We start from the raw sequence: 13,833 nt of genomic DNA, 5'->3' as shown, positions 1-13,833 counted from the left end.
GTCGGTTCTCACTGACATCGCGCGGTGACCGCTCAACTTGATCTTTGCGAGCCGTCGATGTGGACGGCCCGTTGATCATCGGGAGCGGCTCCGGGGATTTACACCACTTCACGGGACGTGACTTCCGCCCCGAGGGTGCCGTCCCCGGGTGGGAGCTTCGGTACCTGTCGCTCTCACTGGCTCGCGCATGTGGGTGCCCTTGCGAATGCGGCAAGACTCGCGCCCGGATCCTGGGCGCCCGCCGGGGTCAAGCAGTCGCCAAGCCTCCGTTCTGCCCGTTGGTATGCAGGCCGATGTGCTCGCACTCGCCGACGCAACGGGTCGAAGCTCAAGCTCAGGCGGCCCCCTCGTGGCGACGTCGCAGGCTGCGCCGGGCCCCACTTGACGAGCGCCTGCATCGCCAGTGGGTGCACCACCCGCACGGGCAGGAAGTACAGCCGTCCGCGCCAGCCGAGCAGGCGCACCGTGGTGGTCACCGACAGCAGCCGCTGCTCGCGGTGGATGGCCACGGCGTATCGGAACAGCAGGTGGGTTTCGTCGGCGGCGATCAGTGCCTCGTCGGCGTCGCCTTCACGCACGGCAAAGACTCCGCGGTTGGCGCGCCGGACGCCGATGAACGGCGCCAGCAGCTGACGGATCTGCATCGCGCCGCGCACCCACCCGGGCATCGCCGTGAAGCTGAAGAGCTCGCCGGCCCAGGTGCGGGCGTCGAGCGGCTCGTCGTTGGCGAGGGGGACCAGCAGGCAGTCGGCGAAGTCTGGTCGGGGGATGTCGCGCAGGGCCATCGAAGCGAAGGCGGTCATCGGAGCTCCTCGCGAGCGGGCGCGCCGTACGGGGGCGTACGGATCTCCGTACGCTAGCGTACGGAATCATGGGTACGTCCAGTCGCCGCACCGCAGAAGACTGGGTGGCTGCCGCATACGACCGGTTCCGCACCGACGGCCTTGCTGCCGTCAGGGTCGAGGCGGTGGCGCGCGACCTGGGAGCCACCAAGGGCTCCTTCTACTGGCACTTCGCCGACCGCGCGGCGCTCGTGGCCGCCGTCGTGGAGCGGTGGGAGCGCGAGCGCACCGACCGCCTGGTCGCTGCAGCCGACGCGACCGACGGACCGGCAGACCCGCGGGCCCGGTTGGAGCGGCTGTTCGCCGCCGTCGCCGCCGACCCCGTGCTCGGAGAAGACCCGCTCTACCTCGAAGCCGCCGACGAGGGCGTGGCCGAGGCGGTCGCCCGGGTGAGCCAGCGCCGGGTGGAGCACGTCGCCGCGCTCCTCGAAGAACTCGGCGTCGAGCCGCGAGCGGCCCACCAGCGTGCGCTGCTGGCACTGGCCTCCGCACTCGGGCTGCGCCAGCTCGCACGCATCGGACTGGTTGGCGGGGCCTCACCGGCGCCGTCGCAAGGAGTGGACCTGGTCGACCTGCTCACCGCCCCGAGCGCTGACGCCCGGGCGGGGGCCAGGTGAGCAGCGAGGTTCCCGACGACGACAACGACGCGCGCACCGCCACGCAGGCGCCTCCGCTGCTACGCCCTAGGCGTCGTCGTCGGCGTCGTCGACGTCCCGGTGCCAAGCTCTTCGCGGCCTTGCGCGAAGCGACGGTGGTGCTGGTGTGCGCGCTCGTCCTGTCGCTGCTGGTGACCACGTTCGTGGCGCGCCCGTTCCGGATTCCCAGCGCCTCGATGGAGGTCACCCTCCTCGAAGGTGACCGTTTGCTCGTCACGCCGCTCGTGCCGGGGCCGCTGCCGCTGCAGCGCGGTGACGTCGTCGTCTTCACCGACGAGCGCGGGTGGCTCGACGACAGCAGTGATGACAGCGACGGCAGCAGCGAGAGGGGCGCGGCGACGGGCGCCGTCGTCGAGGTCCTGACCTTCCTGCGGGTGCTGCCGGACGGCTCAGAGGGGCACCTCGTGAAGAGGGTGGTCGGCCTGCCCGGAGACCACGTGGTCTGCTGCGACGAGCAGGGCCGCACGTCCGTCAACGGCGTCGCCCTCGACGAGGCGCCCTACCTGCGGCCGGGCAGCTCCACCGACCAGGTGCCGTTCGACGTCACCGTGCCCGACGGCGAGCTGTGGGTCATGGGCGACAACCGCGGCAACTCCAAGGACTCGCGCTTCCATCAGGCGACGGCCGGCGGGTTCGTCGCCGAGAGCGCCGTGGTGGGGCGGGCGGTGGTGGTCGCGTGGCCGCTCACCAGGCTCGGGTGGCTCTCGCGACACAGCGACGTGTTCGCCGCTGTGCCCGATCCCGGTCGCTGAGCACCCGCGCCCAGGACCGGCCGGGCAGACTCCCCGCCGTGGACGACGACCCCGAGGGGCCTCCCGAACTTCCGATGCCAGCGCCGCAGGTGCTTGACTTCCCCGTCGCGGTCCCGGCCCATCTCACGCTCGACGAGCTCGTGGTGGTCGGCAAGGGTTGGGGAGGCGACGACGCGAGGGACACCTCCTGTCGGTGGGAGAATGTCGAGGTCGCCGGCGTGACTTCCGACTACCGCGAGCCCATGTGGCGGCTGGAGACACGCCCGAGACGCGGCATACGCCCGGCTGCTCCCTCCGGGGCAGGGTTGCTCCTCGACCCTGACGTCGCGACCCTTGCCGCCGACGCCGTCCATCTGATGCTCAGCAGCCGCATCCCGACCGGTATCGGCGGTGAGGAGACCCAGCGCCGAATGCAGGCGTGCTGGGAGCGGTCGCAGGCGCTGCGCGAGGTCTTCTCCCCGCTGCCGTCGGCCACGAGCCCGTGGCAGCGACGCGAGCTCGACGTCGACGGGCAGCGGTACGCCTGGTGGGTCCACGAAGACGAGCTCGGGTGGGCGGGCGCTGCAGACCTCGGCCCGGTCTTCGTCGAGACTCGGGGTCGCGGCGCGGCGCCGTCGTCGTCGTGGTCGTTGCGGCTGCTGCCTCCTCCGGAGGCAGCGCAGCTGCTGGTCCGGGCCTGATCGCCGTCGCCCATCAGCTGGCTGCGGCGTTCGGGCGAGACACGCCGTGCTCGGCGTGCTCGCGACAGGGGCCGCTGGAACCATGGATCAGCGGTCGACGGCCAGACCTACCCGAGCACGAGGGCGGCCCGCCGCCGGGGAGCGACATGACCATCACCACGTGGAAGACGGGCGAGACCGGCGTCGTCGACGACGACGGCGCTGGTGACGGCGACGTCACGGTGGTGCGCGTCAGCGGTGAACTCGACATCCGCGCCGCCCCGGAGCTGCGCGGCGTGCTCCGCGGCTTGTTGCGTCACGACGGCGACGCCGGCGCGCCCCGCGTGGTGGTGGACCTGCGCGAGGTGACGTTCATGGACTCCACCGCGCTCGGTGTGCTGGTCCAGGCGTACAAGACGGCCCGCGCGCACCGGCGCACCTTCGCGCTGGTCTCCACTAGCCCCCGGGTGGCTGCGCTGTTCCGCGTCACGGCCATGCAGCATGTGATGCCGCTGCACCCCGACGTGCCCACGGCGCTCGGCAGGACGGCCCCCGCGCGCGCCGGATGAGCCCCTCACGAACCGTGGTGCGGGAGGATGGGCCGGTGAGCACCGCACTCGACGCCCGTCCGTCTGGCGGCCGGCAGCCCAGTGGAGAGCCCACGGGAGTGCCCGGTGAGCTGGCCGCGCTGCTGCCGCCGCTGCGCTTCGGCCCGCACGTCGTCGACGTCCCCGTGGTGCTCGCCCCGATGGCCGGGGTGACTAATGCCCCTTTCCGCAGCCTGTGCCGCGAGCACGGCGCCGGCGTGTACGTCTCGGAGATGGTCACCAGCCGCGCGCTGGTCGAGCGCACCCCCGAGAGCCTGCGGCTGGTGCAGCACGAGCCGGGCGCGAGCCCGCGCAGCGTGCAGCTGTACGGCGTCGACCCGACCACGGTGGGCGCCGCCGTGAGGATGCTCGTCACCGAAGACCTCGCCGACCACGTCGACCTCAACTTCGGCTGCCCGGTCCCCAAGGTGACGCGCCGCGGTGGCGGCTCGGCGCTGCCGTGGAAGTCCGACCTGTTCCGTGACGTCGTGCGCGCCGCGGTGCGGTCCGCGAAGCGGTCCAGCGGCCCCGACGTCCCGGTCACCGTGAAGATGCGCAAGGGCATCGACCCCGACCACCTCACCTACCTCGACGCCGGCCGGACGGCCGAGGCCGAGGGCGCGGCGTGGGTGGCGCTGCACGGCCGCACCGCCGCCGACGGCTACGCCGGCACCGCCGACTGGGAGGCCATCGCCCGCCTCAAGGAGGACGTGACCAGCATCCCCGTGCTCGGCAACGGCGACATCTGGTCCGCGGAAGACGCCGTGAGCATGGTCGAGGCCAGCGGCTGCGACGGCGTCGTCGTCGGGCGAGGCTGTCTCGGGCGGCCGTGGCTGTTCGCCGATCTCGCCGCCGCGATGCGCGGTGAGCCCGACCGGGTGCGCCCCGGGCTGCGTTTCGTGGCCGAGACGCTGCGCCGTCACGCGGAGCTGCTCGTGGAGCACTTCGGTGACGAGCTGCGCGGCTGCCGCGAGATCCGCAAGCACGTCGCCTGGTACCTCAAGGGCTACGTCGTCGGCGGCCACCTGCGCGCCCAGCTCGGCCTTGTCGACTCCCTGGCCGCGCTCGACGCGCTCATCGCCACCCTCGACCTCGACCAGCCGCACCCCGGCGAGGCCGCCGAGGGCTCCCGTGGACGTACCTCCCCGGCACCGCGCGTGGTGCTGCCCGAGGGCTGGCTCGACTCCCGCGAGCTCGACAGCGCTGCCCTCGACGTGGTCCGCGCCGGCGAGCTGGACCCCGCCGCGACGGCGGGCGGCTAGGCGTGAGCAGCTTCTGGCGCCGGAACCGGGAGGGCGCCGAAGCCCAGCAGCTCCAGCAGGTGCAGCGAGGCGCGCACTGCGAGATCGACGGCGAGGGCAGCGGCTACGGAGAGCACGCCCGCGCCCGCTGGGCCCCGGAGGAGCCGAAGAGCTACAAGCGCAGCGCCTTCGCTCGTGACCGCGCCCGCGTGCTGCACTCCTCGGCGCTGCGCCGCCTGGGTGCCAAGACCCAGGTGGTCGGACCCGGTTCGGACGACTTCGCCCGCACCCGCCTCACGCACTCCCTGGAGGTGGCGCAGGTGGGGCGCGAGCTGGGCGGGGCGCTGGGCTGCGACCCCGACGTCGTCGACACCGCCTGCCTCTCCCACGACCTCGGCCACCCGCCGTTCGGGCACAACGGCGAGTCAGCGCTGGCGCAGCTCACCGCGGCCATCGGCGGCTTCGAAGGCAACGCGCAGACGCTGCGGCTGCTGACCCGCCTGGAGCCCAAGACCCGCTTCCCCGACAGCGCGGGCGGTGGCCCGGCGGGGCTCAACCTCACCCGCGCCAGCCTCGACGCCACCACCAAGTACCCCTGGTACTCCGGTGACGACCCGCGTGGGGTGACCCGCAAGTTCGGGGTGTACTCCAGCAGCACCCCGGGAAGCGACGACGGCGACGACGACGTCTTCGCCTGGCTGCGCGAGGGCGCCCCCGACCGTCGCCGCTGCATCGAGGCGCAGGTCATGGACCTGTCCGACGACATCGCCTACTGCGTGCACGACATGGAGGACGCCGTCGTCGCCGGGAGGCTCGACCTGCGGGCCCTCGCCTCCCGCGACGAGCGCGGGCCCATCGCCGACGCGGTGCGCGCCTGGCACTTGCCCGACGCCTCCGACGTCGAGGTCGAGGCCGCCCTCGACAGGCTCCTCGCCACCCCGTACTGGGCCGACGGCTTCGACGGGTCGTGGGCGGCGCTCGCGGCGCTCAAGGACATGACCAGCCAGCTCATCGGCAGGTTCTGCGCCGCCTCCGAGCATGCGACCCGCGCCGTGGCCGGGCCGGGCCCGCTGACCCGTTACGCGGCCGACCTCGTCGTCCCCCGGGCCACCGAGGTGGAGATCGCCACCCTCAAGGGCGTCGCCGCGACGTACGTGCTCTCCCACCGCGACAAGGCCTCCTCCTACGCGGAGGAACGTCAGGTGATCACCGACCTGGTCCGTGCCCTCCTGGAGACGCCACACGTCATGGAGGCGCCGTTCGTGGCGTGGCACTCCCAAGCCGAGGACGACGCCGGCCGCCTGCGTGCCGTCGTCGACCAGGTCGCTTCGCTCACGGACACGAGCGCCCTGGCCTGGCACTCCCGCTTGGTGATGACCTACCCCTGACTTCGCGGGTGGGCAGGCTCAGGTCCGGTGGGCAGCCCCATGTCCGCATCCGAGCACTGAAGCGGTACCGAGCCTGCCCACCGGACGCCAGGCTCCCCACGCGGGTTCGCGGCTGGTTGCCGCCTTCGTTGATCTGCGAGGCCATGTGCAAGCGCGTTGCTAGCATGGTGCGACATGTCGACTCTCTACTTGCGCAACGTGCCGGATGATGTCGTCGCCCGACTACGGCGGATGGCCGAGCAGGAGTCGATGTCGGTTGCTGCGGTGGCCGTCCGTGAGCTGGCCGAGTCGACGCGCCGAGTTGACAACGCCGCGGTCCTGGCCGGACTCCCGCACCTCGACGTACCGATGAGCGACATCCTCAGCACCGTCGATGACGCTCGCGACGATCGCTGAGCACGTCCCGTGCCCCTCGTCGTCGACTCCTCCGCCCTCGTCAGCGCTCTCCTGAACGATGGCCCCGCTCGCCAGGCGCTCACCGGACAGGTGCTTCACGCACCCCACCTGTTGGACACCGAGCTGACCAGCGCCCTCAGGGGTCTCGTTGCGGGAAAGGTGATCGAGCCCGAACAGGGACTGCACGCGCTCAGCGCCTGGACCCGGCTGGGGGTGCACCGTTACGCCGCGACCGGGCTACTGGAACGCACCTGGGAGCTGCGCAGCAACCTCAGTGCGTACGACGCCACCTACGTCGCTCTCGCTGAGACCCTCGGGTGCTCCCTCCTCACCGGCGACTCGCGGATCAGTCGTGCGCCCGGCGTCCGCTGCCTGGTGACCGTCGTCCCCGTCTGAGGCGACCCTTCCCGGACGGGTGCCCGGCTACTGCAGGGCGGAGGTCAGCCGGCAGACGTTGTCGAAGAGCTTGCTGCGCCACGGCCGCTGCATCCAGTCGGCGAGCAGCAGCTCGCGGCTCACCGCGCGGTAGGAGTCCTCGACGGCGCGCAGGTCCTCCACGAAGGAGCGGCCACGCACCATGACGGAGACCTCGAGGTTGAGGCTGAAGGAGCGGATGTCCATGTTGGACGAGCCGACGACGGCGACGTCGTCGTCGATCGTCACGTGCTTGGCGTGGAGGATGTACGGCGCCGGGTAGAGGAAGATCCGCACACCGGCGCGCAGCAGCGCCTCGTAGTAGGACCGCTGGGCGTGGAACACCAGCCACTGGTCGCCGATCTCGGAGACGAACAGGTCCACCCGCAGCCCGCGCTCGGCGGCGGTGGTGACGGCGTAGAGCAAGGAATCGTCGGGGACGAAGTACGGGCTGGTGATGATGACGCGCTCCTGCGCGTAGTACATGAGCGCGTTGAACAGCTTGAGGTTGTTCTCGCCGTCGAAGCCCGGGCCGCTGGGCACCACCTGGCAGTCGAGCAGGCCCTGGTGGCCCGCGGCGACCACGGGCGCGGCGTCGGCGGTGCCGCCCTCCAGTGGCGCGGGGATGGCGGCCTCCGCCTCGGCCTCGAGCAGCTCGTCGGTCTCGGAGTACCAGTCGGTGATGAACAGCGCGTTGATCTCAGCGACGACGGGTCCCTCGAAGCGGACCATGAGGTCCTGCCAGGTGAGGTTCCGCCGGCCGTAGCGCTTCTTGTGGTAGCTGCGGTCGACGGCGTTCTGGCTGCCCGTGTGCGCGACCAGCCCGTCGACGACAACGATCTTGCGGTGGTTGCGCAGGTCAGGGCGCTGGAACTTCCCCCGCAGCGGCTGGACGGGCAGCATCTCGTGCCACTGCGCGCCGAGGTCGTCCAGAGCGCGCAGCGTGCGCCGGTAGCCGGGGGTACGCAGCGAGGCGACGTGGTCGAGCAGCACCCGCACGGTGACACCGCGCTGCACGGCCCGAGCCATGGCGTCGAAGAGCGGACGCGTCGTGTCGTCGAGGTTGAGGATGTAGAACTCCACGTGCACGAACCGCTGCGCCCGGTCGACTTCCTCGGCCAGCTGCAGGAGCACCTTGTCGTAGTCCGTGAAGACCGCCGCGGCGTTGCGGGTGACCAGCGGCATCGCGCCGGCGCGGCGGTTGAGGCGCACCAGTGAGGCCAGCCATGGCGGCCACGGGTCGTCCTCGCGGAGCACGTCCATGCCCTCCGTCCGCGCCATGATCATCTTGTTGATGGTGCGCTGCTTCTGGCGACGGGCCCGGGGGAGCTTGGGTGAGCCGATGAGCAGGAAGGCCGCGATGCCGACGTAGGGCAGAAAGAAGATCGCCAGCAGCCAGGCCATGGCCGAGGAGGGCCGTCGGTTGCTGGGGACGACGGCGACGGCGACGAGGCGGATGACGGCGTCGAGCGCGAGCAGCGCGATGCTGAGCCACAGCGGGGGTGTGGGGACCAGCGTGGGCAGGTCGCCCAGCCGCGCGAGGAGGTCCGTCACCTCGCGAGCGTAGGTCGCCTCGCACCGTCACGACCGCTCCAGGCGCGGCACGCCACCCCCTCGGCCCCCATCCATGGGCGTCCACAGCTGGTCGTCGCCGGTCCGGGTCCCGAGCGCCCAGGCACCTAGACTCGCCGGGTGGCGGGGAGGATTCGGCGCGAGGACGTCGACGCCGTCCGCGAGCGGGTGCGGATCGACGAGGTGGTCGGCGAGCAGGTCGTCCTCAAGTCTGCCGGCGTCGGCTCCCTCAAGGGCCTGTGCCCCTTCCATGACGAGCGCACCCCCTCCTTCACGGTCCGCCTCACGACCGGCAGATACCGGTGCTTCGGGTGCGGGGAGAACGGCGACGTCTTCGACTTCCTCGTCAAGACCACCGGCGTCACCTTCGTCGAGGCCGTCGAGTCGATGGCAGGCCGCGCGGGCATCACCCTGCGCTACGAGGACGGCGGCGGCGCCCGTCCCGCGCAGGACGTCGGCAAGCGCCAGCGCCTCCTCGACGCGCACCGGGTGGCCGCGGAGTTCTTCGCCGAGCGGCTGTTCTCGCCCGAGGCGCAGGTGGGCCGGCAGTTCCTCAAGGACCGCGGCTTCGACAGGGCCGCGGCTGAGCAGTTCGGCGTCGGCTATGCGCCTACCGGCTGGGGTGCTCTGACCGACCACCTGCGCGGACGCGGCTTCACCACCGAAGAGCTCATCACGGGCGGCCTGGCGCTGGAGGGACAGCGCGGCCCGTACGACAGGTTCCGCGGGCGCCTCGTGTGGCCCATCCGCGACGTCGTCGGCGCCGTCATCGGCTTCGGCGCCCGCCGCCTCACGGAAGACGACTCCGGCCCGAAGTACCTCAACACCCCCGAGACGCCGCTGTACCGCAAGTCGCAGGTGCTCTACGGCATCGACCTGGCCCGCAAGGAGATCGGCCGGCGCCAGCAGGTCGTCGTCGTGGAGGGCTACACCGACGTCATGGCGTGCCACCTCGCCGGGGTGCCGACGGCGGTCGCCACGTGCGGTACGGCCTTCGGCGCCGACCACGTGCGGATCGTCCGCCGCATGATGGGCGACGACGACGGCGCCGGCCAGGTGGTCTTTACCTTCGACGGCGACGCTGCCGGCCAGAAGGCGGCGCTGAAAGCCTTCGAGCACGACCAGGAGTTCGTCGCGGCCACCTACGTGGCCGTGGAGCCGCGCGGCATGGATCCCTGTGACCTGCGCCTCGCCGACGGTGACGCTGCTGTGGCCGCGCTCATCGAGGCGAAGCGGCCGATGTTCGAGTTCGCGGTTCGTTCGGTGCTGTCCGGGTGGGACCTCGAGACCGCCGAGGGGCGAGTCAAGGCACTCGCCGCCGCGGCGCCCGTAGTGGCCGGCATCAAGGACCGGCAGCTGCGCGAGGAGCACACCCGCCAGTTGGCGCTCATGCTCGGCATGGACCTCGCGGTGGTGCTGCGTGCCGTCGGCGCCGAGGTGCCGCGCGTCGCCCGCGGAGCCGGCGCCCGCCCGGAGGGCGGCGCTCCGCAGCCCGCGCGCGGGCCCGTCCGTGCACGGGGCGGTTCCGGGCGACCGGGCGAGCGCGACGCCGTCGCCGATGCCGAGCGCCAGCTCCTGGCGCTCGTGGTGCAGGCCCCCGCGGCGGTGCCCGATGCCTTCGATGCCCTCCCAGAGGACGCCTTCGTGCTGCCGCCCTCCCGGGCCGTCCACGAGGCGGTGCGCAAGGCCGGCGGCGTGGTCGCCGGGCGGAGTGCGGGGGTCTCCTGGGTCGACCACGTGATGCAGGCCTGCGCCGACGGCACCGCCGACCAGGTGCGCCCCCTGCTCGGTGCGCTCGCGGTGGTGCCGCTGCCTGCTGACTCCGAGGAAGGCCTGGCGCGTCTCGCCGCAGGGCTGCTGTTCGACGTCCGGCTGCGCGAGCTCGGGCGGCGCGAAGCCGACCTCAAGGGGCGTGCGCAGCGGCTGGAGTCGGCGGGGGAGCACGAGGCGGCGTCCCAGGCGTACGCCGCGCTCTTCGCGCTCGCGTCGGAGCGCCAGCGGATGCGCGCCGAGGCCGCCGAGGGCGGCATCTGAGGCACGCGCTCGCGGCCCTGCCGCCCGCCGCAGGGATCACCATAAGTAACGCTGTGTCTCGATCACGTCGCTGAGCGTGTCGCTCCGCGGTCCGTATGCCTCCGCGCCGTAGCGTCGATGAGGTGATTGCAACGCCGCGACCCTCGTCTGGTCCCCTCCCTGGTGACCTGTACCTCGACCCCGAGGTGCCGGCGTGCGAGCGGGTCACCATCAGCCGCAACGGCTGGTCGGCCCAGGCATCGCACATCTGGACCGGGACGGGCTGGACCCGCCTGTCGCCCGGCGTCGTCCACGACGTCCCGGCGCACCCCGACGTGACCCTCCCGGTGACGCGCACGGTCCCCGTGTCCGCGCCGCGCGAGGTCTCGGCGGAAGCGCTCGACCGTTGGCGTCGTCGTCGCGCCGCCCTCGAGGAGGCACAGCGTCAGGCTGTGGCAGAGGCTGAGACCGCTTCCGCGGCGGCGCAGGGCGTCGCCGACGCGAGCTGACCCCGCCCCCTCCAGTGACGATCAAGGAAGTTCTGCACACCGCGGCGTGCAGAACTTCCTTGATCGTCGCCGGGAGATGGGGCACTGCTCCGCAAGGTCGAACACCCGTTCGCCATCGGGTGGGGTGAGGTGCCATCCTGCCGGGGTGGCTGGAGGCACTGACCGAGCGACGACGGGCCTGCCCGCCTGGCTCGTCGCCGCCAACGAGAGCACGCGGCGGGCGGCCGAGGAGGCCCAGGCCCAGCGCCGGCCGCAGCGACGCATCCACTGCTGGGTGCACGCGACCGGCGCCGACCATGCCGGGCTGGTGCTCGAGTGGCGCCGCGAGGGCGCCGGCTGGATGGCCCGGGTCGTCTGGACCACGGGTGGGGGAGACCTCGTCTGCACCTGGCTCGACGCCGAGCAGATCGAACCGGTCTGACCCGAACGACGAACGAGGTGGCCGACTGCCCATGATCACGCCCGATCGGGCGTGATCATGGGCAGTCGGCCACCTCGGACCGGAGACCCCTGCTGGTCGGCTGGCTGGTCGGACTACGGGTCAGAGAGTGCGCGCGAACACCCACGTCTGGGGGTGCCCGGCGGAGTCGAACCCGACGGAGTGCAGCGAGTACCCGGTCCTCTTGCAGAAGTGGGAGACCCCGGTGCCCTGGGGGTCGGGGTCGCCGTGCAGCGCCGCGTAGCCGAGGGCGTCTTCAGCTTCGGCCTGGATGTGCTGGCGGTTCTTGACGACGATCTGCTGGGTCACGCCCCTGCATCGACGTCCGCCCGCCGCGTCTTGAGGTCAGGCGTGGCAGTGACCGCCGGAGTCACCCGTTCGCGGGGGTGCCACGTCGAGGGTGGGGTTCCTGTCGAAGAACCCCGACGGCGTGAGGGAGAAGCCCACCGGGTCGCACGGCATGATCGGCCAGTCCTCCGGGCGCGGCACGTGGTGGATGCCGAAGACGTGCCAGAGCACCACGTCGGTGGACTCCAGCGGCTCGTCGTCCGCGATCCAGCGCGTCATGCCCGTGTCCTGCGCGGACTGCGTCGGGTTGTCGCCGGCGGGCCACAGTTCGTTGTCGTGGTGACGGGTCACCCAGACCGGGTTGCCGATGACCGGGGCGCGCTGGAACTGCGGCGCCTCGGTGTCGAACAGCGCCGGGATGGCCGACGGGGTGTGCAGCTTGTACGCCACCGGTGCGCCGTGGGCGTTGCGGCGCTGCGGGTTGATCACCTTCCACGCGCGGGCCGTCGCGGAGTTCGTAGTCCGAGCGGCCTCCCGCTCGGAGCGCACCGGCGTCGTCCGGGTCGTCACGGCCAGCCCGTACGGGTTGCCCGGGCCGATCGGCTCGGCCACCGACTCGACCTCGACCACGGTGTTCGTCGGCAGCGCGCCCGGCGTGGAGAGGTCGCGGTCGACGTCGAGGTCGAGCCGCGCCACGATGAAGTGCTGGTGGATGGGCGCGTAGGTGCGGTCGTCCACGAGCACGCCCGTGGGCGGTGTCGCCTCACCCGGCGGCAGCGGTGTGGTGACCATGATCCCGGTGGCGCGGACCTCGCAGGTGACGGCGCCGTCCTGGTGGAGGCGCCAGTAGACGAGGTACTCGTAGTTCGCCACCGTCGCGTGGAACGAGATCACCATGACCCGCGACCGGCGCACGGCGGCCCGGCCGTTCGCGTCGACGTGCTTCCACAGCACGCCGTCGTCCTCCTCGTGCAGGCAGATGGCGTTGGTGATCGTGTACGGCTCGCCGCGGGAGTCGGTGAGGACGGCGTCGAGGTAGCGGATCTCGCCCAGGCAGTCGCAGCCGAGTTCTAGCGAGGTGGTCATGTAGCCCAGGCCCCACTCGCCGATGTCGTAGGCGGTGCGGCGGTAGTGGTCGAACGACGGGTCGCGGTAGGGCACCACCATCTCGGCGAACGACAGCCGGTGACCGACCGTGCGGCGCTGCTGCTGGTCTCGGGAGTCGTCCACCCACGTCAGCTCGTGCAGCACCAGCCCCTCGCGCGGGGTGAAGCCGAGGCGCACCTGCCAGCGGTCCCACGTCAGGAGCCCGTCGACCACGGAGAAGCCCGGCCCCCCGGGCTGCGTGATCTCCAGCGCGGCGAGGGGCTCGCGGACGGTGAAGCCCGGCAGCACCGCCGGCAGCAGGTCGGCTTCGTACTCGCCGACGACGACGGGGGACGCGTCCACCGCACCGACTGCGCGGCGCGCGGCGTCGTCGTCCTCGTGGACCTCCAGCAGCTCGAACGTGTTCATGTCGAGCACGAACTTCAGCCCGCTCACCGGGTGCGCGTACGGGGAGCCGGTCGGCGTCTCGCGGCGCCACACGTCGGCCCACCCCAGGCGGCGGTCCCGCCACTGCTCCGGCATCACCTCGCGCCCGTACGTCCAGGTGTCGATGAGTACCAGGTCGAGGTCAGTGAGGCCGCGGGCCGCGAGCGCCTCCTGGACGCGGGGGTGCGCCTTGAGCGCCTCCTCGGCCTCGTGCCACTCGTCCACGGTGAAGTTGGGCGTCTCGCCCGGCAGGTCGCGCCACTCGGCCACCGCCTCGGCACCCTCCAGGGCGAGGTCGACGACGGCGGTGTACGTGCGGTTGTCCGCGCGGTCCCACAGCACCGAGCGGGTGCGGCGAGGCACCGGGTCTCCCTCGCGCCACGCCAGCAGCTCCGCCTTCGGCGGCTCGGCGAGCGCGACCGACGCGAACCGCATCGTCTCGGCCAGGTGGCCACTGGCCGCGAGCAGCTCGCGGCTGCGGGTCAGCTCGGCGGCGCTCAGGGGCACCAGGGGGTGGCTCGGCGATGGGGCGGGCGTGGTCACG

Annotated in this window: 15 protein-coding genes; 11 read left to right on the top strand and 4 right to left on the bottom strand. The window is 72.2% G+C overall.

All coding sequences use genetic code 11. From position 1 onward, the window contains the following. Positions 1–173: 173 nt before the first annotated feature. On the bottom strand, positions 174–803 hold the full coding sequence (locus BXY45_RS19350; RefSeq protein ID WP_109776160.1) for a DUF2867 domain-containing protein: 630 nt from the start codon (positions 801–803) through the stop codon (positions 174–176). 68 nt (positions 804–871) lie between these two features. Between BXY45_RS19350 and BXY45_RS23935 the strand changes: the two genes are divergently transcribed. The 8 genes from BXY45_RS23935 to BXY45_RS19310 all read left to right on the top strand — a co-directional run bounded on the left by BXY45_RS23935 (position 872) and on the right by BXY45_RS19310 (position 6,917). Then, complete coding sequence (locus BXY45_RS23935) at positions 872–1,459, top strand: TetR/AcrR family transcriptional regulator (RefSeq protein ID WP_109776159.1); 588 nt, start codon at positions 872–874, stop codon at positions 1,457–1,459. Beyond that, complete coding sequence (lepB, locus tag BXY45_RS19340) at positions 1,456–2,250, top strand: signal peptidase I (protein ID WP_245961930.1); 795 nt, start codon at positions 1,456–1,458, stop codon at positions 2,248–2,250. Before BXY45_RS23935 ends, lepB begins: the two co-directional genes overlap by 4 nt. Before the next feature lie 38 nt (positions 2,251–2,288). Continuing rightward, on the top strand, positions 2,289–2,930 hold the full coding sequence (locus tag BXY45_RS19335; protein WP_109776158.1) for a hypothetical protein: 642 nt from the start codon (positions 2,289–2,291) through the stop codon (positions 2,928–2,930). Between the two features lie 146 nt (positions 2,931–3,076). Continuing rightward, on the top strand, positions 3,077–3,478 hold the full coding sequence (locus BXY45_RS19330) for an STAS domain-containing protein (protein ID WP_109776157.1): 402 nt from the start codon (positions 3,077–3,079) through the stop codon (positions 3,476–3,478). Between the two features lie 35 nt (positions 3,479–3,513). Continuing rightward, positions 3,514–4,758, top strand: coding sequence for a tRNA dihydrouridine synthase DusB (dusB, locus tag BXY45_RS19325; RefSeq protein ID WP_245961929.1), 1,245 nt, complete (start codon positions 3,514–3,516; stop codon positions 4,756–4,758). Between the two features lie 83 nt (positions 4,759–4,841). Further along, entirely contained in the window at positions 4,842–6,125 is a 1,284-nt protein-coding gene (locus BXY45_RS19320; RefSeq protein WP_109776170.1) for a deoxyguanosinetriphosphate triphosphohydrolase, read from the top strand. A gap of 174 nt (positions 6,126–6,299) precedes the next feature. Beyond that, positions 6,300–6,521, top strand: a complete 222-nt coding sequence (locus BXY45_RS19315; RefSeq protein WP_109776155.1) for an antitoxin — start codon at positions 6,300–6,302, stop codon at positions 6,519–6,521. Between the two features lie 9 nt (positions 6,522–6,530). Beyond that, positions 6,531–6,917 (top strand): type II toxin-antitoxin system VapC family toxin, encoded by a 387-nt coding sequence (locus BXY45_RS19310; RefSeq protein ID WP_109776154.1) that lies wholly within the window; start codon positions 6,531–6,533, stop codon positions 6,915–6,917. Positions 6,918–6,944: 27 nt separating this feature from the next. On the opposite strand, the gene cls is transcribed toward BXY45_RS19310, so the two are convergent. Then, complete coding sequence (gene cls, locus BXY45_RS19305; protein WP_109776169.1) at positions 6,945–8,450, bottom strand: cardiolipin synthase; 1,506 nt, start codon at positions 8,448–8,450, stop codon at positions 6,945–6,947. Between the two features lie 177 nt (positions 8,451–8,627). Here cls and dnaG point away from each other — a divergent pair, with 177 nt between their 5' ends. The 3 genes from dnaG (at position 8,628) to BXY45_RS19290 (ending at position 11,450) form a co-directional block, all read left to right on the top strand. Further along, complete coding sequence (gene dnaG, locus BXY45_RS19300) at positions 8,628–10,541, top strand: DNA primase (protein ID WP_109776153.1); 1,914 nt, start codon at positions 8,628–8,630, stop codon at positions 10,539–10,541. Positions 10,542–10,663: 122 nt separating this feature from the next. Continuing rightward, positions 10,664–11,029 (top strand): hypothetical protein, encoded by a 366-nt coding sequence (locus BXY45_RS19295; protein ID WP_146211283.1) that lies wholly within the window; start codon positions 10,664–10,666, stop codon positions 11,027–11,029. A 145-nt stretch (positions 11,030–11,174) separates the two neighbouring features. After that, positions 11,175–11,450 carry a hypothetical protein gene (locus BXY45_RS19290; RefSeq protein ID WP_109776151.1) on the top strand — a complete coding sequence of 92 codons (276 nt, stop codon included), beginning with the start codon at positions 11,175–11,177 and terminating at the stop codon, positions 11,448–11,450. Positions 11,451–11,570: 120 nt separating this feature from the next. Here BXY45_RS19290 and BXY45_RS19285 read toward each other — a convergent pair whose 3' ends face one another. Both BXY45_RS19285 and BXY45_RS19280 read right to left on the bottom strand, forming a co-directional pair. Beyond that, entirely contained in the window at positions 11,571–11,777 is a 207-nt protein-coding gene (locus BXY45_RS19285; RefSeq protein WP_109776150.1) for a hypothetical protein, read from the bottom strand. Between the two features lie 36 nt (positions 11,778–11,813). Beyond that, positions 11,814–13,832 carry a primary-amine oxidase gene (locus BXY45_RS19280; protein ID WP_109776149.1) on the bottom strand — a complete coding sequence of 673 codons (2,019 nt, stop codon included), beginning with the start codon at positions 13,830–13,832 and terminating at the stop codon, positions 11,814–11,816. Position 13,833: the final 1 nt, after the last annotated feature.

This window comes from Quadrisphaera granulorum (assembly GCF_003149145.1).
Classification (GTDB): Bacteria; Actinomycetota; Actinomycetes; order Actinomycetales; family Quadrisphaeraceae; genus Quadrisphaera; species Quadrisphaera granulorum.
Note: the sequence above shows the minus strand (reverse complement) of the source record. Positions and strands in the feature narration are given on the sequence as shown.

What these genes read in the sequence shown, in the direction of transcription:
- BXY45_RS19350 (WP_109776160.1), bottom strand. Translation starts at nt 803, where the DNA reads ATGACCGCCTTCGCTTCGATGGCCCTGCGCGACATCCCCCGACCAGAC.
- BXY45_RS23935 (WP_109776159.1), top strand. Translation starts at nt 872, where the DNA reads ATGGGTACGTCCAGTCGCCGCACCGCAGAAGACTGGGTGGCTGCCGCA.
- BXY45_RS19330 (WP_109776157.1), top strand. Translation starts at nt 3,077, where the DNA reads ATGACCATCACCACGTGGAAGACGGGCGAGACCGGCGTCGTCGACGAC.
- BXY45_RS19315 (WP_109776155.1), top strand. Translation starts at nt 6,300, where the DNA reads ATGTCGACTCTCTACTTGCGCAACGTGCCGGATGATGTCGTCGCCCGA.